The organism is Priestia sp. J2, assembly GCF_020790095.1.
GTDB lineage: Bacteria > Bacillota > Bacilli > Bacillales > Bacillaceae_H > Priestia > Priestia zanthoxyli.
In genome coordinates this window covers 2,505,137-2,529,962 of the sequence record NZ_CP086208.1, presented here as the reverse complement: position 1 = coordinate 2,529,962, position 24,826 = coordinate 2,505,137, and the positions used below count along the sequence as shown (strand labels likewise).

The following is a 24,826-nucleotide window of genomic DNA, read 5'->3' as shown; positions in this document are numbered from 1 at the left end:
TAAGAATAAAAAGCATCGATAAATCGATGCTTTTTATTCTTACGCTTCGTAATGAAAGTCAGGTTCTTTTGTTTCTTCATTATAATTTACGGTCAAATCATGACCATCAAAGTACCAAAGGTCTTCATCTTCTACGAAAAATGTTAAACCGTCAACTTTTGTTTCAACGCCAACGTTTTTAGGAGAATCTGTGTTTACACCTAAAGAAAAACCTTTTTGAACGTTGCTGCATCCGCCGTAGCGAACAAAAAAGCGAATTGTTTCGTTTCCTTCTAGCATCATTTCGTCTTTGTACCACGTAGCTGCTGCTTCTGTTACTGTTAATTTCATTAATTATGCTCCTTCCAATACTGCGGATACATTTATTATAGTAGAAAGATAGATAAATTACCAATATATACGAATCCAGCTAGGAAGGAATAAGATAAAATAAAATAAAACGATTTAATATAGAGGCGAATGCTTCATTTCTATATTAAATCGTTTCATTCTTTCATTTAAAATCATATTGTTTTCCAATGGTTTCCCAGCAGTGAACGCAGTAGCGGCTTCCTTCTAGCTGTGAATCCATTTTCTTATTACGTTTGCAAATGGGGCATTTTTTCTTCACATTATTCACCTCCTTATTTTAGTATCAGTATAACTAATAAACAAGAAATGTATTCGCTTACAAAGTGGTTATAAAAAAAGAAATAAGAGGAAGAGCCTCTTATTTCTTTTTACCTGATAAAAATGTGACTTTCGGTTCTGTTTTGTTAAGAATTCGCGTAATGTTTGCGCGGTGTCTGTAAATGACAAAGGCTACAATTACACCAATAATCATAATAAGCATGTAGTCTTGTTTAAATAGCGTGTAGATAAAGGTTAATACCCCAGTAACCATTGATGACAGTGATACATATTTCGTTATGTATAAGCAGATAAAAAAACATAATAGCACGAAAACAAATAAAAGAGGTTCATAACATAAAATCACTCCGGCGGATGTGGCAACAGCTTTCCCGCCTTTAAATTTCGCGAAAATAGGAAAAATATGACCAATGACAGCAAATAAACCAATGAAGAGAATGTTTTGATTTGTATCAAATAAAAGCGGTAAAGAAGCTGCTAGGGTGCCTTTTAGAATGTCTCCAAGCGTAACGATAATTCCGGCTTTTACACCCAATGTACGAAACGAGTTGGTGCCGCCTAAATTGCCGCTTCCATGCTCTCGTATATCGATGCCGTATCCTAGTTTTCCAACAACTAGTCCAAAAGGAATAGAGCCCAAGATATAGGCAAGAATAGGTAATAAATAATTCATGTTTGAAAGCTCCTTTATTTCTATATCGTTTCTATTTTACCATGAGATACTTAAAAAAACATAGTTAGTTTTGGGTGAGAGACAATTATTTTAAAAAAAGAAGACGTTTACAAAAATAGAGAAAACGGGTACTATATGCAGGAAATCAACTGTAAATCGCGAATGTTGTTCAGTACATATTATATAGCTAAGAGAGGTAATAGACATGTCCATTAAAATTCCTTCCCGTCAAGAGCTTGGTAAAATATTAAAAAAAAGCAAGCGCATTGCTGTAGTAGGTTTATCAGATAATCCTCATCGAACGTCTTATATGGTTTCAGAAGCCATGCAGCAGCAAGGTTACGAGATAATTCCGGTGAACCCAACAATCAACTCAGCGCTCGGCGTAAAAGCCGTATCTTCATTAAAAGAAATTGAAGGGCATATTGATATCGTTAATGTATTTCGTCGCTCTGAGCATTTGCTTGAAGTTGCAGAAGAGTTTTTAGAAGTAGATGCAGACGTATTTTGGGCACAATCTGGTTTAATTAATGAAGAAGCATATGACCTGCTCGCTAAAAAAGGGTATACTGTAGTTATGGATCGTTGTATAAAAGTCGAGCATGCTTTAACAAAGTAAGATCTATAAGCAGAACAACCAACCCATGCACACTGCTTGCATGGGTTTCACCATGCGTTGAAATAGTAAGAGAGTTTCCGCTACAATAGACGTTAGACAGCTAGCTTTATAAGGCTTATAATCCATGAATACACAAGATATTGCTTTTATAATACGGAAATTTGTGCTAAAATCTTGTAAGTACGCAAAAATAGAAACATACGTTCTGTTGATGCGAACACTATAAAATTAAAAGATAGGATACATGATCATTTATTCTTAGACACGAAGCGCAAACGTTTGTGTTTCATACATAATGTAGTAATGTTCGTTGTGATGAAAGGGGTAGTATGAATGGCTCGGAAACAACAATTTAATTATAATGAAGATGCAATTCAAGTACTAGAAGGATTAGATGCCGTTCGTAAACGTCCTGGTATGTATATTGGAAGTACGGATACACGTGGTCTGCATCATTTAGTATATGAAATCGTCGACAACTCTGTCGATGAAGCTCTAGCAGGCTACGGAGAAGAAATTATTGTAACCATTCACAAAGATAATTCAATTTCTGTACAAGATAAAGGTCGAGGTATGCCAACGGGCATGCATAAACTAGGAAAACCAACGCCTGAAGTTATTTTAACCATCTTGCATGCAGGAGGTAAATTCGGACAGGGTGGATATAAAACAAGCGGAGGCTTACACGGAGTAGGTGCATCTGTTGTAAATGCGCTGTCTGAATGGTTGACTGTAACCATTCATAGAGATGGATTTATTTATGAACAGCGTTTTGAAAATGGAGGAAAGCCGGTTACGACGCTAGAAAAAATAGGGAAAACAAAAAAAACGGGAACAACGATTCATTTCAAACCGGATGCCACGATTTTTTCAACAACCGTGTACAATTATGATACGCTTTGTGAACGGCTCCGCGAATCGGCTTTTCTGTTAAAAGGATTCAAAATAGAGTTAATCGATAAAAGGCATGATCGTCAAGATATCTTTCATTATGAAACAGGTATTCAAGCCTTCGTTTCATATTTAAATGAAGAAAAAGATTCACTTCATCCAGTCGTCTTTTTTGAAGGGATTCATCATAATATTGAAGTTGAATTTGCGTTTCAATTTAACGATGGTTATTCTGAAACCATTTTATCATTTGTTAATAATGTTCGTACCAAAGACGGGGGAACGCATGAGTCCGGTGCAAAAAGCGCTATGACGCGTGCGTTTAATGAATACGCCCGTAAAGTAAGCCTGCTAAAAGAAAAAGACAAAAACTTAGAAGGAACGGATATACGAGAAGGATTAGGAGCCATCGTTTCCGTTAGAATACCTGAAGAGTTGCTTCAGTTTGAAGGACAAACCAAAGGAAAGTTAGGTACAAGTGAAGCTCGTTCGTCGGTAGATGCAGTTATTTCTGAAAAACTTGCCTATTTCCTAGAAGAAAATCCAGACGTAAGCTCTCTTCTTGTAAAAAAAGCAATCAAAGCTGCTCAAGCGCGTGAAGCGGCACGTAAGGCGAGAGAAGACGCAAGAAACGGGAAAAAACGAAAGCGTCAAGAAACCGTTCTAAGCGGGAAGTTGACGCCTGCGCAATCAAGAAATCCTCAGCGAAACGAACTGTACCTAGTCGAAGGGGATTCCGCCGGAGGTTCAGCAAAACAAGGAAGGGATCGCCGCTTTCAAGCTGTGCTGCCGCTGCGAGGGAAAGTTATCAATACCGAAAAAGCCAAACTTCAAGATATTTTTAAAAACGAAGAAATTAGTACGATCATTCACGCGATAGGCGGAGGAGTAGGCGCAGATTTTACAATCGATGATATTAACTACGATAAAATAGTCATCATGACCGATGCGGATACGGATGGGGCTCATATTCAAGTGCTTCTTCTAACGTTTTTCTACCGTTATATGAAACCGCTTGTGGAAGCAGGAAAAGTATTTATTGCTCTTCCACCGCTCTACAAAGTAAGTAAAGGGTCAGGTAAAAAAGAAGTGGTTGAATATTCATGGAGTGACGAAGAGTTGCAAGGTGCTATCGATAAGGTAGGAAGAGGGTATATGATTCAACGCTATAAAGGTCTCGGTGAAATGAACGCAGATCAGCTTTGGGAAACAACAATGAACCCAGAGACGCGTACGCTGATTCGTGTTCGTATTGATGATGCTGCTCGCGCTGATCGTCGTGTGACCACTTTGATGGGCGATAAAGTAGAACCACGCAGAAAATGGATTGAAAGTAACGTAGCATTTGGATTAGAAGAAGATCCAAATATTTTAGATAATGAAAATGTATTAACGGTCGCAGAGGAGGACGTACAATGACACAAACAGAACGCTTTTTAGATTTACCTCTTGAGGATGTACTAGGCGACCGTTTTGGTCGATACAGTAAATATATTATTCAAGAGCGTGCACTGCCGGATGCAAGAGACGGGTTAAAACCCGTTCAGCGTCGTATTTTATATGCAATGCACGTAGATGGAAATACAGCAGAAAAAGGGTTTCGTAAGTCAGCCAAAACTGTAGGGAACGTAATTGGTAACTATCACCCTCATGGTGATTCATCTGTATATGATGCCATGGTTCGAATGAGTCAAGAATGGAAAGTTAGAAATGTATTAATCGAAATGCACGGAAACAACGGAAGTATTGATGGAGATCCCCCAGCAGCAATGCGTTATACAGAAGCTCGCCTTTCATCGATTGCTGCAGAACTTCTACGAGATATTGACAAACAAACGGTTGAGTTTGTGTCTAACTTCGATGATACAAGCAGCGAACCAACTGTGTTACCAGCTATGTTTCCTAACTTGCTAGTGAATGGATCCACGGGTATTTCAGCTGGTTATGCTACAGAACTTCCTCCTCATCATTTAGGTGAAGTTATTGACGCAACGATCATGCGAATTGATAAACCAACGTGTACAATTGAAGAATTAATGACGGCTATCCAAGGTCCTGATTTTCCTACAGGGGGAATCATTCAAGGTGTAGACGGGATTAAGAAAGCCTACGAGACAGGTAAAGGGAAAATTATTATTCGCGGAAAAACGGAAGTGGAGTCCATTCGCGGCGGAAAACAGCAAATTGTCATTACGGAAATTCCGTTTGAAGTAAACAAAGCCAACCTTGTGAAGAAAATGGATGAGCTTCGTTTAGATAAAAAAGTGGAAGGTATTGCTGAAGTTCGCGATGAAACGGATCGTACGGGTCTGCGCATCGTAGTAGAATTAAAAAAAGACGCAAATGCTCAAGGAGTACTTCACTTCCTTTATAAAAATACGGATCTGCAAGTACCGTATAATTTTAACATGGTTGCCATTGCTAAAAAGCGACCAAAGCTTATGAGTTTGGCTAACATTCTTGATGCTTATATTGATCATCAAAAAGAAGTAGTAACAAATCGTTCTAAATACGAACTGCAAAAAGCACGTGAACGTGAACATATTGTAGCGGGATTGATTAAGGCACTGTCGATTTTAGATGAAGTTATTGCGACGATTAGAGCTTCTAAAGATAAGCGCGACGCTAAAAATAATTTAATTGGCAAATATGAATTTACAGAACCTCAAGCAGAAGCGATTGTGTCGCTTCAATTATACCGTTTGACAAACACGGACATTACAGCTCTACAAGCGGAAGCTGAAGAGCTAGGTGCTAAAATTAACGAGTTAGAAGAAATCTTACATAGCGAGAAAAAACTTTTTAATGTAATCAAAAAAGAATTACGCCGTGTAAAAAAGCAATACAGTACAGAACGCCGCTCAAAAATTGAAGCGGAAATCGAAGAGATTAAAATTAATCTAGAAGTGATGGTTCCATCTGAAGAAGTGATGGTAACAGTCACAAAAGACGGATATGTAAAACGAACAAGTCTTCGTTCTTACGCCGCGTCTAACGGGCAAGACTTCGGTATGAAAGATACGGATCGAATTTTAGCGAAGTATGAAATTAATACAACCGAAACGCTGCTCATCTTCACAAACAAAGGGAATTATTTATATATGCCAGTGCACGAACTTCCTGATATCAGGTGGAAAGACATGGGTCAGCATATCATGAACATTGTTCCAATTGATAAAGAAGAGCAGATTGTACGAGCGATACCGGTAAAAGAATTTAAAGAAAATCAGTATCTGCTTTTCTTTACGAAAAATGGTATGGTCAAAAAATCAGAATTACTTCAATATAAAGCACAGCGCTACTCCAAAGCTCTTGTCGCTCTTAATTTAAAAGGCGATGATGAAGTAGTCGATGTATATCAAACGGATGGTAAAAAACAAGTGTTTATTGCCACTCGCTCTGGCTACGGACTGCGTTTCCGGGAAGAAGAAATTAATATTGTAGGAACTCGCGCTTCTGGTGTAAAAGGAATTAACTTAAAAGACGATGATTATGTTGTAAGCGGCGTTATCTTCGATGGAGATGAAGCTCTATCAACTGAATTATTTATCGCCACGCAGCGAGGAGCTGTGAAAAAGACAAAAATTGCTGAGTTTGAAGAATCAGCACGAGCAAAACGAGGGCTAGTGATGGTCCGAGAACTAAAATCTAATCCGCATCAAATTGCAAAAGTAAAAGTAATCTCTAAAGAACATTACATGATAGTGGAATCATCTAAAGGTCAAATCGAGCAGGTTGATCCATCTACAATGCGAGCTAGTGACCGATATAGCAACGGTTCATTCGTATTGGACCAAAGCGAAGCTGGCAATTTAGTTGATATGTGGCTGGAAGAAAAATAACAAAAAAAAGTAGTAAAGCTTTTAAAGCTTTACTACTTTTTTTACCCAATATTTTTAAAATGAACTATGTTCTAAATAAACAATGTAAAATGATTTTCCTACTCCTCATTCCAAATGAACATCATGCATCTCCTACACAAGCCTATAAGAAACTTTTGAATGTTCAAATTGTCCAAAACATATATATATAAGAACATCTAGGAGGTGTTATATATGAACTATTTTATTCACGTAACTCCTAAGACTAAACTTTTTGTTCGGGATATTGGAAAAGGGGAACCCGTTCTTTTCCTTCACGGGTGGCCTGTTAATGCTAAAATGTACGAATACCAATTTACAACGCTGCCGGCCTGCGGTATTCGGTGTATTGCTCCTGATCTTCGAGGATTTGGAAAATCAGATGCGCCTTTCACCGGCTATTCTTACAATCAATTAGCGGATGATATTCGTATGTTAGTAGAAAAATTAGGACTTAAAAATTATACGCTAGTAGGCTTTTCTATGGGGGGAGCCATTGCCATTCGATATATGAGTAGACACTTAGGATATGGCGTGAAGAAGTTAATTTTATTAGGGGCAGCGGCTCCAAGCTTTATTCAAAAAACTGATTTTCCATACGGACTTCCTTCTGAAGAAGTAAATACAATTATTCAAAATACGTATAGAGATCGTCCTAACATGCTTGAAGACTTTGGGAAAAAATTTTTTAATCAGCCTGCCAGCGCAGCTTTTAGAGGATGGTTTCAAGATTTAGGTTTAGAGGCATCTGGCCATGGAACGATTAAAACTGCGGTGTCTTTACGAGACGAAGACTTACGGGAAGATTTGAGTCAAATTTTCGCTGAGACATATATATTACACGGAAAAAAAGATCAAATTTGTCCATTTGATCTTGCAAAAGTAATGAATCGCCACATTTCATTTTCTACACTGATCCCATTTGAAAATAGTGGACACGGTCTTTTTTATGATGAACGTGAGAAAGTAAACGACACCCTTATTGAACTCATCAATAAAAGCTCAGCCGATAAGTAAGGATACACATTTAAAACCGAATTGGCAGCCAAATAAAAAAAGTAAAAAACCAGCACCTAACGTAATGAGGCGAAAAAGCTTAGGCGTGATAAATTTTCTTGTAAAATGAATGCTGCCCGCAATATTTAAATTCCAAAGAATGATGCCAAAAATAATAAAGAAGCTATGAAAAAAGACGGATAGCCACGTTTGACTTTGAAGACTTTCGCTTAAGCTTGATCCAAATACACCGAACCAAAACACAATATTTAAAGGGTTCATAAGAGCAATAAAAAAACCTGTAAAAAACGACTTATCTTTTTTAGCAGAGGGGTTATTTACATCTACTGAAAAGGAACGAGAGACAGCTTGTTTCATACTTTGAAAGCCAACAAATGTGAGCATGACAAAACCCGTTGCATACAGGACAACCGTAACAGCCTGCATCTGAACAAAAGGGGTTAACCCTATTAAAATGAGAAGCATAAATAAGATATCGGCTGTCATTCCTCCTAAACCAACTAGCCAAGAAGCCCAAAATCCTTTTGTCAGACCTCTTTTAATCATCTCTATATTAATTGGGCCTACCGGTGCTGCGAGACTAATACCTAGAATTATTTGTTTTATAGCAATCAAAAACCACTCCACAAACACAGCCTCCTTTCTAACTTGTCCAATAGTAGCTTATATATATATAGATTAGAATTTTATAATTTAGAAGCGAGATTTAGTTAAAAATACTCATAAACTTTCTTTTTTTTAATACACATGTAACGTTGAGTTCCATAAGGAGGGTTTTAATGGTATCAAAAATGCTTTTTCGAGCTAATGAGATTTTAGAGTCAACGCACGTCCCGTTCTGGGGGAAAGATGCTTTTCAATATTTCCAAAGCGATATATTATCAGAAGAAAATCCATTTCCCTGTATATTAGGGGTAGAAGGCTTTAAAAAAGATTTACTGCGTTTTTCATTTGTGACGACTCCTTATAACTATCAAGATATTAAACATGCAGCGGCGGCACTTAGAGAATACATAGATACATTTAAGACCATAGGTCGCTATACATCCTTTGTGTTATTCTTTAAGCCTGAACATAAAGAACGGTCAATGGAAGAGTACGAAACGATGTTTTGGGATACGCTGACGTTTCTTCATCAAATTGATCAAAAGAAATGGCCGCAAGATATTCCGAAAGACCCAAAAGATGCATTATGGGAATTTTGTTTTCACGGAGAACCTATTTTTGTCGTCTGTAATACGCCTGCTCATTCTCTACGTAAAAGCCGTAAGAGCAGAGGATTTATGATTACATTTCAGCCGCGGTGGGTGTTTGAAGGTATGACAGGAGATTCAAAAATAGGGAAGCATGTACAAAAAGTCGTCCGCGATCGGTTAAAAACATATGATGACGTATCAGCTCACCCTGAGTTAGGCTGGTATGGACAGCAGGAAAACAGAGAGTGGAAACAATATTTTTTACACGATGATAATAACCATACTACCGGACAGTGTCCATTTAAATTAAAAAGGAGTGAGCAGCATGGACGTAAAAAAAGCCTCTATTAAAAAAGGAGTTGGCGGAAAGTTTGAAGAAGTAATTAAAGAGCTGCTTCCGGCGTATACTGGATACGTTGAAGTACAGCACGATATTGCTTTTCAAACACATCCGTCTCATACGCATCCAACTGATGAAATTCTTCATATCCTTGAAGGATCTATTTACTTTACAGTTGAACGTGATACGGTTCTATGTCAGGCCGGAGATCGGATACATTTACCGAAACAAACGGTTCATTCTTCAAAAGCCGGTCCTGATGGATGCACATACGTTATTTCCATTTTAAAATAAAGACGAAAGAAGATGATGCTTATGCTACGTTCCCGGCCAGTGTTGCTACTTATCGATGTACAAGAAGGGTTTTATTCACCCCAGTGGGGAGAAAGAAACAATTTAGATGCAGAAAAGAATATGCTGACGCTACTGCAAGCATGGAGGCGCCAAGACTATCCTGTCATTCACGTGCAGCATGCATCAGAAAATCCAGACTCTCCTTTACATCCAAGTTCAAAGGGGTTTCAGTTCAAAGAAGGATTTGGTCCACAAGAAGACGAATACTTAATTCGCAAGCACGTGAACAGCTGTTTCATTGGAACAGAGCTAGATAGCTATTTAAAAGCAAATGGCTATGATACGCTTATCTTAATAGGACTAACTACTAATCACTGCGTCTCTACGACTGCGCGCATGGCTGGAAATCTAGGGTATAGGACGTATGTTGTGAACGATGCAACGGCCTGTTTTGATTGTATGTCCTACGATGGAAAAACCAGACTTCTTGCAGAAGATGTACATACATTCGCACTGTCTTCCTTGCACGGAGAGTTTGCAACGGTCGTTTCTACAAAAGAGACTCTTCAAGTCCTTCAAACCTTTCAATATGCCCAAAACCAATAACCGATGTGCATGCGCACATCGGTTTTTTATGTAGATTATGTTTCTTAAAAGAAGTAAAATAAAGATAATTCTATACTATAAGGAGTTTGTACATATGATCATTCGTTATGCTAAAGAAGAAGATTTACCTATGCTTGTTGAAATTTATAATCAATCCGTTCAAACAAGTGCTGCTACTTTTGACTTAACGCCTGTAACAGTAGAACAAAGAAGGGGCTGGTTTAATAATCATATTAGCAATGAACTTTTTCCACTTATTGTCGCGGAAAAAGATGGAGTAGTAGCGGGCTATGCTTCGCTTTCCTCGTATCGAGATAAAGAAGCGTACATTCAAACAGTAGAGCTATCGATTTATATTGATAAAAATCAACAAGGGCATGGTATTGGGAAACAGCTTATGAAGCGCATTTTGGAATTAGCTAAAGAGCTCGACCATCACGTTGTCATTTCAGGAATTACAAAAGGGAATGATATCAGTATCAAAATGCATGAGCAATTTAATTTTACATTTTGCGGAGAGTTTAAAGAAGTGGGCTGGAAATTTGATCAGTGGCAAGATGTACTTTTTTATCAGCTTATTTTATAAGATGTATGACACCTTTACACATTGTAACGTTTTAGTTTCATGTGTAAAGGTTATTAAAATAATAAGTTGTTTTATTATTTTAATACGAAAGGTGTTAGCTATCATGAGTACACATTTTCAATATCAACATCTAAGAGCTGTGCCGAAAAAATGGTCCCAAAATGAACTGCATATCCAGCTGAATAGAATCAAACACAATTCTGAACTATCTACTATAGCAGCAGATCCGCTTTTTCATCTGTTAGAATGTACCCGTTCAGGCCTTCAAACTAAACAAGAAATCATAGACTACATCCAAACCATTCCTAATCACCAACTTCCATCTTTTGCAACTCATTTAAGCAGGTTAATTCAGCGTATTTATTATATCGAAGCTGCTGATTACTATAACCGTCCCCTCAAAGGTTATATGCTTGTTATGAAAAACCAATCCGCTTATATATCTCTTCATTTTGCCGATCAGCTCATATAAAAAAAGCTCTCTATTCAAAAGAATAGAGAGCTTTTTTTATTCGTATTTTTTCACTGTTACTTGACATTCTTTTAACGGGATAAGCTTCGACTTTTTCGTCCATTTGTATCCTAACCAAACAATTAAGAATAAAGGAAGTCCGATATAAGAAACAAGTACACCGTACCAGTCAATCGAGTCACCCATAAACGCCGAATAGTTTTGGCCTAAAATAACAACGGCACATAAAATAAAGGCAAAGATAGGGCCAAATGGGAAAAGTTTTGCATGATATGGAAGTTCACTCAAATCATGACCTTGAGCAACAAATGCTCTTCTAAAACGATAGTGGCTGATCGCAATTCCTAACCAAGCAATAAAACCAGACATACCAGAAGCGTTAAGTAACCACGTATATACCGCACCGTCTCCAAAAAATGAAGCACCAAATGCAAGTGTACCGACAAGTGCCGTTGCGATTAAGGCATTAACTGGAACGCCTCGTTTATTCACTTTTGCTAAGAACCTTGGTGCTTTTCCATCTTTCGCTAAGTTCCACAGCATACGCGTAGAAGCATACATTCCTGAGTTACCAGCAGATAAAACAGCTGTTAAAATAACGGCATTAATCGCTGATGCTGCAAACGCCAGACCTGCTCGTTCGAATATTAAAGTAAACGGACTTACTCGCACGTCATCACTTGCTAATGAATTCGCTGTGTATGGAATAAGCATTCCAATAACAAAAATAGCTAAAATATAAAATAACAAGATGCGCCAGAAGACTTGTTTAACTGCGCGAGGAACCGTTTTTTCCGGATCTTCACTTTCTCCAGCTGCGACTCCAAGCAACTCTGTTCCTTGGAATGAAAAACCAGCTGCCATAAAGATACCTAGTACAGTGAAGAATCCACCGTGAATCGGTCCATCACCAAGCGTGAAGTTTTTAAAACCTGGTGCTTCATTGTTAAAGATACCAAAAATCATCATAATACCAATAACTAAAAAGATAATAACCGTTACTACTTTAATTAACGAAAACCAAAATTCAGATTCACCAAATCCTTTTACAGAAAGGTAGTTAAGCCCAAACATAATTAATAAAAACAGGGCACTCCATAAAATAGAAGAAGAGTTCGGGAACCAAAATTTCATAATAAGGGCTCCAGCAGATAATTCAGCTGCAATCGTAATAGCCCAGTTATACCAGTAGTTCCAGCCGAGAGCGAAACCAAAGGATGGATCTACAAAACGAGACGCATACGTACTAAATGAACCAGCTTCAGGCATATAAGCTGCGAGCTCTGCTAGACTGGTCATCAAAAAGTAAACCATTACGCCAATAATAGCGTAAGCTAAAAGCGCTCCCCCAGGTCCTGCTGTGTGAATTGCTCCACCACTTGCTAGGAATAAGCCGGTTCCGATGGCTCCTCCTAATGAAATCATCGTTAAGTGGCGAGATTTCAACCCACGTTTTAATTCTTGCTGCTCTTGCATAGATAAATACTCCTTTCGAATGTACGGAAAGAGACGGGATAACATAAAAAAAGCCCGCAGTATATGTGCGCGCTTTTAAATCTGAAAACCGCGTCAACCTTCCGTGAAGATAGCTCTTCACATCACTCGCATGATGTGACAGTTCTGTTCCTGTTCGGAGACAGCCCCAGCTTAAATCAACCGAGAAGTGATTTAAACTTCGGCAATTTTTCCTTTCAAGCAACATCCTCAATGTTCTCTGCATTTCCGTTACTTTACTATTAAAAACTGCGACCTCTACCTCATCGATTAGGATGAGGGTTTTTTATATTCAATTGACATAAAAGAAGTATAACAAATACTAAAACGATTGTCATTATAAAAAATAGATTCAGAAAATAGAAACATCTTTGAAATCTCTCGAATCTATTTTGTTACGTATGGTATAATAAACATTGTCTTTATACTACATAAATATCCAAACGTACCACAGGGGGAGCCGCCGTGCTGAGAGTGAACGAAATGTTCAGACCCTTCGAACCTGTTAGTTAACGCTAGCGTAGGAATGTGGGAATAGTAGCATATATTTGCTTACTCCTGTGTAAACCGTTTGATATGAATGATTCAAAAACAGGAGTGAGAAACGTGAATAAAGCATTACCTTTACAGGCTAAAATTGAAATAGCTATTTTTGCAGCATTGGCTTTTTTGATTGATCTTTTACCTTCTATAAAAATTGCAATAGGTGTAAGCATTTCGTTCTCTATGGTTCCTATCTTTATTATGTGTTTTCGATGGGGAGTTAAAGGAGGAGCTTTATCTGGATTTCTATGGGGAATATTACAACTAGCTTTAGGAAATGCGTATATTTTAACCCCGTTGCAAGCTTTTATAGAGTATATTATCGCTGTTACCTTTATTGGATTTGGCGGGATTTTCTCTAGTTCTATTAAAGGATATTTAGCTAATAATCAAAGATCAAAAGCTTTCTTTTTTATTATCTTATCTTTAATTATAGGAAGTTTTGCTCGTTATTTTTGCCATTTTATTGCAGGTTTAATATTTTGGGGATTTGCTGCACCAAAAGGAATGCCTGTTCTATGGTATTCTTTCTCCATGAATGGGATTTCGATGATTGGGTCGTTGCTATCATGTCTAATTATCCTTTCACTGTTAATCCCATCGGCATCAAGAATGATTGTAACTAAATCACACTCATCATAAGAAAAAAGACTAAATCTGCCAAGATTTAGTCTTTTTTCTTATTTGTCACCTTTGTTTACACAAAAGTGTGTCAGGTTTGATAACATAGTTAGTGAAATATTCAAAAAACTGTTTTATGATAGTCAACATATTCAAACGAGATAAAGGATTGATCGTATGCTACAGAAATGGATCACGAGCATAGGTTTAGATATTGGAACAAGCACAACAAAACTGATTGTAAGCAAACTGTTAATAGCAAATCAACAAAATCAGTTTACGCTGCCAGGCTGTCAAATTATTGATCGTCGCGTAACGTATGCAAGTTCCATCTATACAACACCTATGGTAAACGAGGTTGAAATCGATGTTCGAAGGTTAACGCTATTACTAGAAAAAGAGTACAAAAAAGCAGGGATCTCCTTAGATCAAGTGGAGGCGGGTGCTGTGATCATCACAGGAGAAACGGCTCGGAAGCAAAATGCAGAGAGTATCGTTCACTATCTAGCTGAACACGCTGGGAATTTTGTTGTTGCAACAGCTGGTGCTGACTTAGAAGGAATGTTAGCGGCAAAAGGATCGGGAGCAATCGAACATTCTGCTGAAACCAATAAAGTGATTGCCAATATTGATGTAGGTGGAGGCACTGCTAACATCGCCTTATGTCAAAATGGAAAAGTGATTGAAACGTTTACCCTGCATGTAGGCGGAAGATTAATTCGACTAAACGAAGATGGTATTGTTACCTACGTTTCGTCTTATTTAACTGAATTTTTAAAAAATAATTCTCTGATGCTTCAAGAAGGCGAAAAAGCAACATTTGAAAAACTCTCGTCTATTTGCAAATTGCTAGCTAAAGAAACCGTGGATTATGTGAGCGCACTGAAGCAAACCTCTTTGCTGCTCGTTTCCCCTCATACAAGATCTTCTACTCGGCCAGAGACAATCATGGTCTCGGGAGGAGTAGGAGCCATGATAGAGAAGGAGAAACCAAAAACAGTGAAGGAAGTGGCCATACACGGAGACATTGGTCCGCTGCTAGCTTATCAGTTTCAAGCCATACAGGTATCTCAAGCCGCTGAAACAACGCGAGCCACTGTCATTGGAGCTGGTATGCAAAATACAGAAGTTAGCGGATCAACCGTATACATTAAATCAAAGCGGCTGCCGCTAAAAAATATTCCGATTATAGAGATACCCGTACAGCAAGAGGAGGAGTGGAATCCGCAGCTGTTTCAAGAAAGAGCTCGAACGGCATGTATGCAGGCTTCAACTGTTTTCAGCGCAGAAGATCCTCCCGTTGCTATTGCTTTATCTCATTTCCCTTACTGCAGCTATAGAATGCTGCAAGAATTAGCAAAAGTAATAAGCGCTGAATTTGGTGCTTGTTTTAAAGGAGCTAAGTGCCTCGTTGTTTTATGCGAGCAGGATATTGCTAAAGCTTTAGGACAAGCACTAGCCAAACAGGAGAACGAATTAGAAATTATTTGTTTAGATCAAATTGACTTTACCCACGGAGATTATATCGATCTAGGGTTACCCGTAGCTGGAGAGGCAATCTCTGTTTCGATTAAAACACTCGCTTTTTCATCATAATCAACTGAACATACAAGGAGGAAAAGATGTTTAAAACTACCCGGTTGTTAGGAGAAACATTTTCATTTTATAGCTTAAAAGAAATTATGGCCAAAGCAAACGAAGAACGTTCTGGAGATCAGCTCGCAGGAGTTAGCGCTGAGTCAATGAAAGAACGAATGGCAGCCAAACAAGTGCTAGCTGATATCACACTTGCTGATATTCGAAATTACCCGCTGCTAAGCGCAGATGAAGACAACGTCTCGGCATTAATCGAAAGTCAGATTGATTCATCGGTTTACGACATTATTAAAAATTGGACAGTAGGGGAGTTAAGAGAATACATCTTATCTGATGAGCATACCGGAGAAGACCTTCTTGCGCTTAGCAAGGGATTAAACAGCGAAATGATTGCGGCAGCTACTAAAATTATGTCCAATTTAGATTTAATTCAAGGAGCTGCCAAGATAGAAGTGCAAACTACTTGTCAAACGACTATCGGTCAAAAAGGCGTATTGGCTTCAAGAGCCCAGCCTAATCATCCTTCAGATAACTTAAAAGGAATGAGAGCATCTCTCTACGAAGCGTTAAGCTATGGAATTGGAGATGCGGTTATCGGAATTAACCCTGTTATTGATACAACGGATAATATCTACGCGCTTTTAAATGAAACAAAAAATATAATCAACGAATGGTCAATTCCTACTCAAAACTGTGTATTATCACATGTGACGAGTCAAATGAGAGCAATCGAAAAAGGAGCAGCTGCTGACTTGATTTTCCAAAGTTTAGCAGGCACAGAAGCCGGTAATGATTCATTTGGGATTTCACTGTCTATGCTCGATGAAGCGACAGCGTTAATTCATGAAAAAGGGACAGCAAAAGGTCCGAACCGCTGGTATTTTGAAACAGGACAAGGTTCTGAACTGTCAGCAGAAGCCCACTATAATATTGATCAAGTAACGCTCGAAGCTAGATGCTACGGCTTAGCTCGCCACTACAAGCCTTTCTTAGTTAACACGGTTGTTGGATTTATTGGACCTGAATATTTATATAACAGCAAACAAGTTCTAAGGGCTGGGTTAGAAGATCACTTTATGGGAAAAATGCACGGCTTGCCTATGGGAGTAGACGTATGTTACACCAACCACATGGATGCTGATCAAAACGATATGGATAATTTAAGTATGCTTCTAGGAACAGCTGGGGTGAACTTTGTAATAGGAGTGCCCATGGCTGATGACTGCATGCTAAACTATCAGTCTCTTAGTTATCATGATATCGCAACCGTGCGCAATGTACTTGGCCGTACCCCAACGCCGTTATTTCAAAAATGGCTTGAAGATCAGCGTATTATGGAAAACGGACGCTTCACATCAAGAGCTGGAGACCCAACTATTTTTATGAATTTGATTTAAGGAAGGTGCTTACTATGATACCAAAGTCAAATCGCGATCCGCTTGAAACACTTAAACAATTTACCCCTGCCCGCATAGGTGTTGGTCGTACGGGAACAAGGCCGCTAACAAAAGACGTTTTATCTTTTCGCACAGATCATGCCGCAGCCGTAGACTCTGTATACGGCTCAGTTTCAGAAGATATTCTATCTGAGTTTAACCTTTTTTCTGTGAATACACGCGCGGAGTCAAAAGAACATTATTTAAAACGGCCGGATCAAGGGAGGTTATTAGCAGATGACGCTAAGAAAGAGATTTTAAAAAACTGCGTGCCACAGCCTGATGTACAAGTAGTGGTATCAGATGGACTGAGCGCTAAGGCAATTGAAGAAAACATGAGCGACGTGTATCCTGCTTTAATTGATTCACTGGAGTCATATGGACTTCGTATCGGGACTTCGTTTTTTGTAAAAGGAGGACGAGTTGCATGTATGGATGAAATTGGTGAAATCATAAAGCCAAAAGCACTTGTGCTATTGATTGGAGAGCGACCTGGGCTGGTCAGTGCTGAATCCATGAGTGCTTACATGTGCTATGAACCTAGCAAAGGCAAAAAAGAGTCTGATCGTATGGTTATTTCTAATATTCATAAAAGAGGAACGCCTCCTATTGAGGCAGCCGCACATATCGGTACCATGATTGACAAAATGATTAAGCAGCAAACAAGCGGTGTACATCTTATTGTCTAAACATCAAAAGGAGGAGAACGTATGGCGTTACAAAAACAATTAAAACCTATTCATTTATGGGCTATTTCAGTTGGTATGGTTATTTCAGGACAATACTTTGGGTGGAACTACGGGTTTGAACAAGGCGGGATTATCGGACTTGCAATTGCAACCTTAATTGTAACGGTGTTTTACACAACGTTTATGTTCAGCTATGCAGAGCTTTCAACATCTATCCCGCAAGCTGGTGGACCTTCAGCTTATGCAAGAAGAGCACTTGGACCTTTTGGCGGATATATCGCCGGAATTGCATGCTTGCTTGAATTTATTTTTGCTCCTCCTGCTATTGCGGTATCAACAGGAGCATACCTGCACTTTCTTATCCCAGCCGTTAACCCTGTATATGCAACGGTAGGTGCCTTTATTTTCTTTGTTTTACTAAATTTAATCGGGGTAAAAGAAGTAGCGGTGATTGAGCTTACAGCTACCATTGTTGCACTAATTGGTTTATCTATTTTTTATGTAGCTGGTTTGCCTCATGTACAAACATCAAATATTTTCAACGATCATTCATTTATTAACGGGCCAACAGGGGTACTAGCGGCTATTCCATTCGCTGTTTGGTTCTATCTTGCAATAGAAGGCGGAGCAATGGCAGCGGAAGAAGTGGAAAACCCTAAGAAAAACATTCCTAAAGGATTTATTGGAGCGATTATTACTCTTGCAACCGCAACGTTGTTTACACTATTTGTAACAGCAGGACTTGGCGGAGGAAGCGGAAAGCTAGCTGATTATCCACTTCCACAGGCACTGTCTTCTGTATACGGAAACGGCATTTCAACCGTTGTTGCTATTATCGGGCTATTCGGATTGATTGCTAGTTTAAATGGAATCATCATGGGATTTTCAAGACAAACCTATGCGCTTGCACGAGATGGTTACTTCCCTAAATTTCTTGCTAAAACGAATAAAAAAGGAGTTCCTGTCGGTGGTTTGTTGATTCCGGGAGCAATCGGTGTGATTTGTGCAGGATCTGCCACGTTTGCCAATGCCCTTATTATCTTATCTGTATTCGGAGCAATGATGATGTACTGCATCAGTTTAGTTTCTCTTTTTATTTTACGCAAAAAAGAACCTAACTTGTCTCGTCCTTTTAAAGTAAATTACCCGGTAGTGCCAAGCATTGCCTTAGTATTAGGGATTCTGTGCTTATACAGCATTATAAAATACAGTGTGCTTACAACAAGTTTAATGTTGTTTGGCGTTTCTCTACCTTTAATGTATGTGATTCTTGGAATTTTCCTTCTTTCAATTATTTACTATGTCTTTTATGGTTCTAGACAGCTCAAAAAAGAAGGAGCCAATTCGTATCAAGAAGCATCAATTAAATAGGAAAAAAACGGCTCGCTGTAAAGGCAAGCCGTTTTTCTTGTGAAATTAAAGGGTTGAGCGTTTTTTTGTAGAATGATATACTAGGTCTGTTTGTTGGAAGAATATACATACATTTATATTAGATAAAGAAGGGGCAATTATGATGAACAAACGTAATACAATCATTATCACGGTTGTTTCATCTATTCTGTTATCAGCCTGTCAGCAAGAAGAGACAATAAAAGACGGAAATACCATGATAGTAGAAAAAGATGCAAAAAAAGTACTAAATGAACCAAAAACACAGGTAGAAAGCATTCAATCGATTGATTTAGATAAAGAAGCAATAACCGGAAAATTTATTACAGCGTGGATGACTGATTACTTTTCAGCGTTTGGAAAAGCAGTTGATCAAAACTCCTTTGATGATCTAAAAGCTTTTTTGAAAACAGACAGTTCTTTTTATAAAGAGCAGAACCTTCTTGTTGAAAATTTCACACGCCAAGGCATCGAGCAGAAGAAGCAAACGTTTCATATTGTCAATTGGTATGAAGAACCTAACCATGTGTTCAAAATACAAACCCACGAAGAAAGCTTATTAAAGCAGCCGGGTAAAGATCCTTATACTAAAATTTGTGACCGCCTTTATACAGCCGTTTATCAAAACGATACGTTAAAGTTATCCAGTGTAGAACCATTTGACTTTTCATCTAAACCAAATGCAAGCACTGAAACTCCCACTACACAAACAACAGATTTACACGACTACGATGGAAAATGGACCACTGGCAATGATAACGGATCTCCTATCATTCAATTTCTTGCTACATCCAACTCGGAAGCAACGATTAAAATAAATTCGTACCAGCCACCTAGCAAAATCCGCGTGTCAACCGTTGAACAAAAAAATATTCGCTTTGAAAATAACCAAGCAGCCATTGAATATGAAAATGATGGACAAGGAAATAAAGGAACAATTGTCATTACGCTCAAAGAAAATTCGATTTCATTGCTTGCTAAAACAGATCAAAATAAAAAGGCAAAGTGGGGAATTCCAAGCGGTGATTACGTGCTCGATACGTTTGAGAATTAAAGATCATTTTTAAAACAGACTAAATTCGGCATTGAGGAGGACACCTTATGCATAAAAAATGGACGATTGCATTCGTTCTACTGCTGCTAATGGTTTTGACAGCCTGTGAAGAAAAAGAAACAGTTAAGTTATCCAAACCAACCGAACCTTCCTCAGATGAAGTGATCCCAAAAGATCAAGCTAAGTCCTCTCTTCCACCTGATCTTGTATCAGAAAAAAAAGCAGAAAAAACTGCGGTTGAGACGATGAACAAAATTTCAAGTACCTATAAAGAATTGGGTGAAGAGTATGAATGGGAAAATGAATCTAACCCTGCTGAGTATGAAACATTAAAAAAAGCGCTAACGCCATATGCGACATCGTCTTTAATTGCAACAAAGTTAAAAAGTATCTCTACTAACTATTACTGCAAAGAATGTAATATGAGCTTTTTTCCTGATGTAACTCACCTTATTCGCTTTGAACTTATTAACAACCACGCTGGACAATTTTCAGTATCAGCCATTGAGCCAATTAGTAAAGAAGGAAGCGGCGGCCTGACCATTTACATGAATTTTAAATACGTTAATAAGCACTGGAAGTTAAATGAATGGGATGAAGTTACCTATCATCAAAAATACCTGAACATTACGGCCGATGAATATATCGAATACGTAAAGTCAATTAATCCTTCGAGTGATATTTCATACCAAGGTGAAACCACTCGTACAAATGAAAAAGGGGAAAAGGAAGAAATTTTGATTTTTAAAGAGAACAATAAAAAATATGCCATCAGCAAAATCAGCTCTCAGCGAATCGACGATTTTACCGAAGGTGAAAAAGAAAAAGAAGAGAAGGATGAAAAAGATTTTAATTTTAAAAACATCCAAAAGGTTGATCAAGAAACAGCAGATATTTTTATTGAACATTATTTGCAAGATTTAACAAAGTCCATTAACACGAATAAATTTGAACACGTACAGCCTTATATCCAGCGGGATAGTGTTTTATGGAATGATCAAAAGCAACTTGTGAAAATGCTGTATGAAAGAGACATTCGAGAAGAACTCGTTGATTATTCGGTATTAGACGTGGAATCTGTGAGTGAAGAAGAGGACGAAGCGGTCTATACAATCCAAACGAAAGAAGTCATTTCCATTACAACGAACGGTCAAAGTCAAGAAAAAGAGTATTACCGAACGTATACCGTTTCTTACAGCAACAAACAGCTGCACCTGACTAAAATTGAATCACTTTAAAAAACATCACGCCAAGCGTGATGTTTTTATTTGTAAAGAGGCTCCTTTGAGGACGTCAATCTAATTTACTGATTATCCAAAGTCAGTACCGCTTAAACTTCTAATAGTGTTCTACTGTATAACACAAATAGAATCCTTTAGTTAACTAACGCAAGATAACTCTTCCTTATCAAGCGTTCATATGATAAAGTAGAGTAATAAGCAGAAAATAGAATTTATTTTACATATAATGGATGTTTTTATTAAAATCTTAAAAAAACGGCTTTCTAAATTGAGTTTTGAGAGGTTTTTGAAAAATTTTAATGGTATTTGTTGCAGTTTGATAAAAATTCGTTATATACCATTTTGGATCATTTAAAAGGTATTCATTTATTTGTGGTAATTAGGAGGGTTGAAATGGAAGAATTTGAATTATCGCCTGCGGAAAATTCGTTTCGCCAGCTAAAAGAGCAGTGGGAAGAGGCAGAGCTGTTAGATGAAGATAACAACTTGAATTTAAAGCACGTTTCAGATGAAGAATTTATTCAGCTCTTTTTTTCAATGCGTATTATCAAAAAATCACTTTCTCCTCATACGATCAGATCTTACAATCAAGACATGAAAACGATTCTGTCTTTTTTTTATGAACGAGAGATTACATTAAAATCGATTGGATTTATGGAAGTCAAATTATTTAATGAAGAAATGATGAATCAATATGCCAATCGCACCGCTGCAAGAAAACTAGAATTTTTTAGAAGAATGCTAGAGTTTGGACACGCTACTCATTTTTATCCTTCGCTGTATACGACGTGGATTGAAAAACCATCTATCGCAAAAGGACATTACAGTGATAAGGAAAAACAAAATCGTACCGAATACCGAGAGCTAACCGATCGCGAAGCACAGGTAATTGTAAATGCGTTAGAATCCGTCGTGCGCATTCGCCAGCATGAAAAGGAATTTAAAGCGCGCAACCGCTTAATGGGAATGCTTTTGTATATGAGTGGAATGCGTTCAAGTGAACTGCTAAGTTTAAATTGGGGAAGCTTCCGCGAAGACCGCCGCGGAAATTTGGTTGTAGATGTGATTGGTAAAGGAAAAAAAGAACGCACTATTCCCGTGTTTGATGATGTGAAAGAAACACTTTTCACTTATCGGCAAGCGTTAAACGAAAGCACCGAACTAAGTCCTTTTGACACTGAACCGCTTTTTTACTCTATTAAAGAGTATTATCGTACCGGCGAAAAGAAGCGATTATCCTATACAACATTGTATCGAACGATTAAGTCAGCTGTTTATAAAGTAAAAGGAAACGCGTCTATTTCTCCTCATTGGTTTCGTCATACCTTTATTACAAACAGTTTAGCTAATGACGTTCCGCTTGCGGTTGTGAAACAAGTAGTGGGGCATTCTTCTATTGCTACAACGAACGTTTATCTTGAAAAACTTCAAGAGGATACGGTATACGACGCGTTTCGAAAGTCGGGCTATCGCTAATTACTTATAATATTTTTATGTAAACTAAAAAATATATATTTTCATTTTTACTGCTCATGCGTATGAAATAAGTTGTATAAATGAATAAGTTACTTTTCCTACAATATAATGGTAGAAAGTCGATAAAGGAGGGAGCTACCTATGACGGCTAAACATCCGCTTCACTACCATTTCGGAGAAGTAACGGAGCTTTTTCATTACATATACGAAGTTTGTGAAACAGCAGGTATTTATATTGACTGGAGCGGAACAGCCCAAACCGTTCAGCTATATCGAAGTAAAGAATCTTTTTTATCCGGAGAACGCTACATCGGAGCGATTCAATATGAAGGGAGCAATCAGTTTCAAAAAAGATGGCCTTCTACCGTCAGTTTGAGATTTCGACGTGCAAACTTGTCGTTTATTTTAAAATATTGTTTAGAACAAATTGAAGACTACCGCAAAGACACAAATAAAGAACCCTTCATTAATCCAAATGCAGAATCCATCGCGTTTAAATTCACCTCTTTAACAGATGAAACCAAACAAGTGATTTCAAAAATTAAAGAAGTATTATGTATTGCCAACTACGTATAAAACCCCGCAGAATGTTACCTGTGGGGTTTTGGGTATTTAACGCAGGTTTTCTGCGTCTTGAAGCAATTGTTCGGCGCGGAATTCAAGTTTTTGTAAAGTGTCGGTATAAATCTTTACCTGCTGCTCGTTTAGCTGAGACGTTAATTCGGAAAATACCTGTTCTACAGCAGGCGTCACTTCTGTTTTTAAACGCAGGCCGTCTTCTGTTATTTGAATAAAAAACGAGCGGCGATCTTCTGGATTTCTAACACGCTGAATCCAATTTTGTTTTTCTAGTAAATCTAAAATTTTAGTCAGCGTCGCTTGATCTTTATCTGCTCGCTCAGCTAATTGCTTCTGTGTACTATATTCAGCTTCTGATACGCGCTTTAAAACGGTCCACTGTTCTGGCGTAATCCCAAAAGGACGTAAGTGTGCGGCAACGACTCTGCTTAAGCGCTTACTTGTACGAACGGTGGGAATGCCGAATATTTCTTCTAACGATTCCATATAAAACCTCCTGCATATATACCTGCTGTGATTATATCAGCTGTTTTTATTTCTGTAAATTTGTTTGTAAAGGTGATCCTTTATAAAAATAAATTTACACAATAAATTGCAAATACACTAGACTTATTGTGTGTATCCTTGTAATCTAGTGTAAGAATAGTTAAACTTTTTCAAAAACAGTAGGGGGTACACACATCCATGATTAAAGCGGTTTTTTTCGACCTAGATGACACGCTACTTTGGGATCAAAAAAGCGTAAAAGAAGCATTCGTTGCAACATGTACATATGCAAGTGAAAAATATAATCTAAAACCTGAAGAACTAGAAGAAGCGGTGCGTAAGGAAGCAAGAGAATTATATGCTTCGTATGAAACCTATGAATTTACGCAAATGATTGGCATTAATCCATTTGAAGGGTTATGGGGAAATTTTTTAGACGATCATGATGAATTCCGCAAAATGAAAGATATTGTTCCTACTTATCGCAAAGAAGCTTGGACTCGAGGCCTTCGTGCTCTAGGAATTCACGACGATGCTTTTGGAGCGGAATTAGCTGAACGTTTTCCTTTAGAGCGCCGCAAAACACCGTTTGTATACGAAGAAACGTTTGAAGTGCTTGATCAATTAAAAGGAAAGTACAAGCTGCTGCTGTTAACAAACGGTTCACCTGACTTACAAAATACCAAATTAGATATTACATCAGAACTAGTTCCATATTTTGATGAGATTGTGATTTCAGGGGCATTTGGCCGGGGTAAGCCTGATCCATCTATTTTCGACCATGCTTTATCACTTATGGATTTAAAGAAAGATGAAGCGATCATGGTTGGAGATAATTTAATGACAGATATACTGGGTTCTTCTCGCGTTGGAATGAAATCTGTATGGATTAATCGTCACGATAAAGAGCGAAATGAAGTCATTCCTACTTATGAAATTACCCATTTAAGTGAACTGCATTCAATTTTAGATGAACTAAATTCGTAATACGAACAAACAAAAAGAGGCGTAAATCGTCTCTTTTTTTGTTGTAAAAAC

General features: G+C 38.0%; 24 protein-coding genes and 2 riboswitches. Of the genes, 19 read left to right on the top strand and 5 right to left on the bottom strand.

The window, feature by feature from the left end:
* Positions 1-39: 39 nt before the first annotated feature.
* Positions 40-330, bottom strand: coding sequence for a HesB/YadR/YfhF family protein (locus LJY09_RS12695; RefSeq protein ID WP_013057245.1), 291 nt, complete (start codon positions 328-330; stop codon positions 40-42).
* 379 nt (positions 331-709) lie between these two features.
* On the bottom strand, positions 710-1,303 hold the full coding sequence (gene plsY, locus LJY09_RS12690) for a glycerol-3-phosphate 1-O-acyltransferase PlsY (RefSeq protein ID WP_014459891.1): 594 nt from the start codon (positions 1,301-1,303) through the stop codon (positions 710-712).
* A 205-nt stretch (positions 1,304-1,508) separates the two neighbouring features.
* On the opposite strand from plsY, the gene LJY09_RS12685 reads away from it, so the two are divergent.
* The 4 genes from LJY09_RS12685 to LJY09_RS12670 all read left to right on the top strand — a co-directional run bounded on the left by LJY09_RS12685 (position 1,509) and on the right by LJY09_RS12670 (position 7,690).
* A complete protein-coding gene (locus LJY09_RS12685) occupies positions 1,509-1,922 on the top strand; it encodes a CoA-binding protein (RefSeq protein WP_013057242.1) in 414 nt (137 codons plus the stop codon).
* Between the two features lie 333 nt (positions 1,923-2,255).
* Positions 2,256-4,232 carry a DNA topoisomerase IV subunit B gene (gene parE, locus LJY09_RS12680; protein ID WP_028413163.1) on the top strand — a complete coding sequence of 659 codons (1,977 nt, stop codon included), beginning with the start codon at positions 2,256-2,258 and terminating at the stop codon, positions 4,230-4,232.
* Positions 4,229-6,655 carry a DNA topoisomerase IV subunit A gene (parC, locus tag LJY09_RS12675; protein ID WP_228307765.1) on the top strand — a complete coding sequence of 809 codons (2,427 nt, stop codon included), beginning with the start codon at positions 4,229-4,231 and terminating at the stop codon, positions 6,653-6,655. Before parE ends, parC begins: the two co-directional genes overlap by 4 nt.
* A 213-nt stretch (positions 6,656-6,868) precedes the next feature.
* Positions 6,869-7,690 carry an alpha/beta fold hydrolase gene (locus LJY09_RS12670; protein ID WP_098999381.1) on the top strand — a complete coding sequence of 274 codons (822 nt, stop codon included), beginning with the start codon at positions 6,869-6,871 and terminating at the stop codon, positions 7,688-7,690.
* Here LJY09_RS12670 and LJY09_RS12665 read toward each other — a convergent pair.
* Complete coding sequence (locus LJY09_RS12665) at positions 7,676-8,317, bottom strand: LysE family transporter (RefSeq protein ID WP_063247899.1); 642 nt, start codon at positions 8,315-8,317, stop codon at positions 7,676-7,678. The two genes, LJY09_RS12670 and LJY09_RS12665, sit on opposite strands and share 15 nt — an antisense overlap.
* A 152-nt stretch (positions 8,318-8,469) precedes the next feature.
* Here LJY09_RS12665 and LJY09_RS12660 point away from each other — a divergent pair, with 152 nt between their 5' ends.
* From LJY09_RS12660 to LJY09_RS12640, 5 genes are all read left to right on the top strand, one after another.
* Positions 8,470-9,237, top strand: a complete 768-nt coding sequence (locus LJY09_RS12660) for a YqcI/YcgG family protein (RefSeq protein ID WP_099331057.1) — start codon at positions 8,470-8,472, stop codon at positions 9,235-9,237.
* Positions 9,212-9,520 carry a cupin domain-containing protein gene (locus LJY09_RS12655; RefSeq protein ID WP_013057236.1) on the top strand — a complete coding sequence of 103 codons (309 nt, stop codon included), beginning with the start codon at positions 9,212-9,214 and terminating at the stop codon, positions 9,518-9,520. The genes LJY09_RS12660 and LJY09_RS12655 overlap by 26 nt, the downstream gene beginning before the upstream one ends.
* Positions 9,521-9,541: 21 nt before the next feature.
* Positions 9,542-10,126: a cysteine hydrolase family protein gene (locus LJY09_RS12650; protein WP_033579113.1), complete on the top strand. Its 585-nt coding sequence runs from the start codon at positions 9,542-9,544 to the stop codon at positions 10,124-10,126.
* A 94-nt stretch (positions 10,127-10,220) separates the two neighbouring features.
* Entirely contained in the window at positions 10,221-10,712 is a 492-nt protein-coding gene (locus LJY09_RS12645; RefSeq protein WP_033579112.1) for a GNAT family N-acetyltransferase, read from the top strand.
* A 103-nt stretch (positions 10,713-10,815) separates the two neighbouring features.
* Positions 10,816-11,184, top strand: coding sequence for a hypothetical protein (locus LJY09_RS12640; RefSeq protein WP_099331056.1), 369 nt, complete (start codon positions 10,816-10,818; stop codon positions 11,182-11,184).
* Between the two features lie 36 nt (positions 11,185-11,220).
* On the opposite strand, the gene LJY09_RS12635 is transcribed toward LJY09_RS12640, so the two are convergent.
* Positions 11,221-12,660, bottom strand: coding sequence for an amino acid permease (locus tag LJY09_RS12635; protein WP_047750873.1), 1,440 nt, complete (start codon positions 12,658-12,660; stop codon positions 11,221-11,223).
* Between the two features lie 102 nt (positions 12,661-12,762).
* Positions 12,763-12,947, bottom strand: a riboswitch (Lysine riboswitch).
* A 174-nt stretch (positions 12,948-13,121) separates the two neighbouring features.
* A riboswitch (TPP riboswitch) is annotated at positions 13,122-13,222 on the top strand.
* Positions 13,223-13,254: 32 nt separating this feature from the next.
* On the opposite strand from LJY09_RS12635, the gene thiT reads away from it, so the two are divergent.
* The 9 genes from thiT (at position 13,255) to LJY09_RS12590 (ending at position 23,299) form a co-directional block, all read left to right on the top strand.
* Positions 13,255-13,863 (top strand): energy-coupled thiamine transporter ThiT, encoded by a 609-nt coding sequence (thiT, locus tag LJY09_RS12630; protein WP_099331372.1) that lies wholly within the window; start codon positions 13,255-13,257, stop codon positions 13,861-13,863.
* A 156-nt stretch (positions 13,864-14,019) separates the two neighbouring features.
* Positions 14,020-15,438, top strand: coding sequence for an ethanolamine ammonia-lyase reactivating factor EutA (locus LJY09_RS12625; protein ID WP_099331054.1), 1,419 nt, complete (start codon positions 14,020-14,022; stop codon positions 15,436-15,438).
* Positions 15,439-15,464: 26 nt separating this feature from the next.
* Positions 15,465-16,835: an ethanolamine ammonia-lyase subunit EutB gene (locus LJY09_RS12620; protein WP_033579109.1), complete on the top strand. Its 1,371-nt coding sequence runs from the start codon at positions 15,465-15,467 to the stop codon at positions 16,833-16,835.
* 14 nt (positions 16,836-16,849) lie between these two features.
* Entirely contained in the window at positions 16,850-17,563 is a 714-nt protein-coding gene (gene eutC, locus LJY09_RS12615) for an ethanolamine ammonia-lyase subunit EutC (protein WP_098626582.1), read from the top strand.
* 21 nt (positions 17,564-17,584) lie between these two features.
* Positions 17,585-18,934, top strand: a complete 1,350-nt coding sequence (gene eat, locus LJY09_RS12610; protein ID WP_154972964.1) for an ethanolamine permease — start codon at positions 17,585-17,587, stop codon at positions 18,932-18,934.
* Positions 18,935-19,076: 142 nt separating this feature from the next.
* Entirely contained in the window at positions 19,077-20,006 is a 930-nt protein-coding gene (locus tag LJY09_RS12605; RefSeq protein ID WP_226313297.1) for a TcaA NTF2-like domain-containing protein, read from the top strand.
* 47 nt (positions 20,007-20,053) lie between these two features.
* Positions 20,054-21,244, top strand: coding sequence for a TcaA NTF2-like domain-containing protein (locus LJY09_RS12600; RefSeq protein WP_099331050.1), 1,191 nt, complete (start codon positions 20,054-20,056; stop codon positions 21,242-21,244).
* Positions 21,245-21,640: 396 nt separating this feature from the next.
* Positions 21,641-22,723, top strand: a complete 1,083-nt coding sequence (locus LJY09_RS12595; RefSeq protein ID WP_098999377.1) for a tyrosine-type recombinase/integrase — start codon at positions 21,641-21,643, stop codon at positions 22,721-22,723.
* Between the two features lie 141 nt (positions 22,724-22,864).
* Entirely contained in the window at positions 22,865-23,299 is a 435-nt protein-coding gene (locus LJY09_RS12590) for a hypothetical protein (RefSeq protein WP_013083346.1), read from the top strand.
* A 36-nt stretch (positions 23,300-23,335) separates the two neighbouring features.
* Here LJY09_RS12590 and LJY09_RS12585 read toward each other — a convergent pair whose 3' ends face one another.
* Complete coding sequence (locus LJY09_RS12585) at positions 23,336-23,788, bottom strand: MarR family winged helix-turn-helix transcriptional regulator (RefSeq protein WP_033579104.1); 453 nt, start codon at positions 23,786-23,788, stop codon at positions 23,336-23,338.
* 198 nt (positions 23,789-23,986) lie between these two features.
* On the opposite strand from LJY09_RS12585, the gene LJY09_RS12580 reads away from it, so the two are divergent.
* Positions 23,987-24,775 (top strand): HAD family hydrolase, encoded by a 789-nt coding sequence (locus tag LJY09_RS12580; RefSeq protein WP_013057222.1) that lies wholly within the window; start codon positions 23,987-23,989, stop codon positions 24,773-24,775.
* The last annotated feature ends 51 nt before the right edge of the window (positions 24,776-24,826 follow it).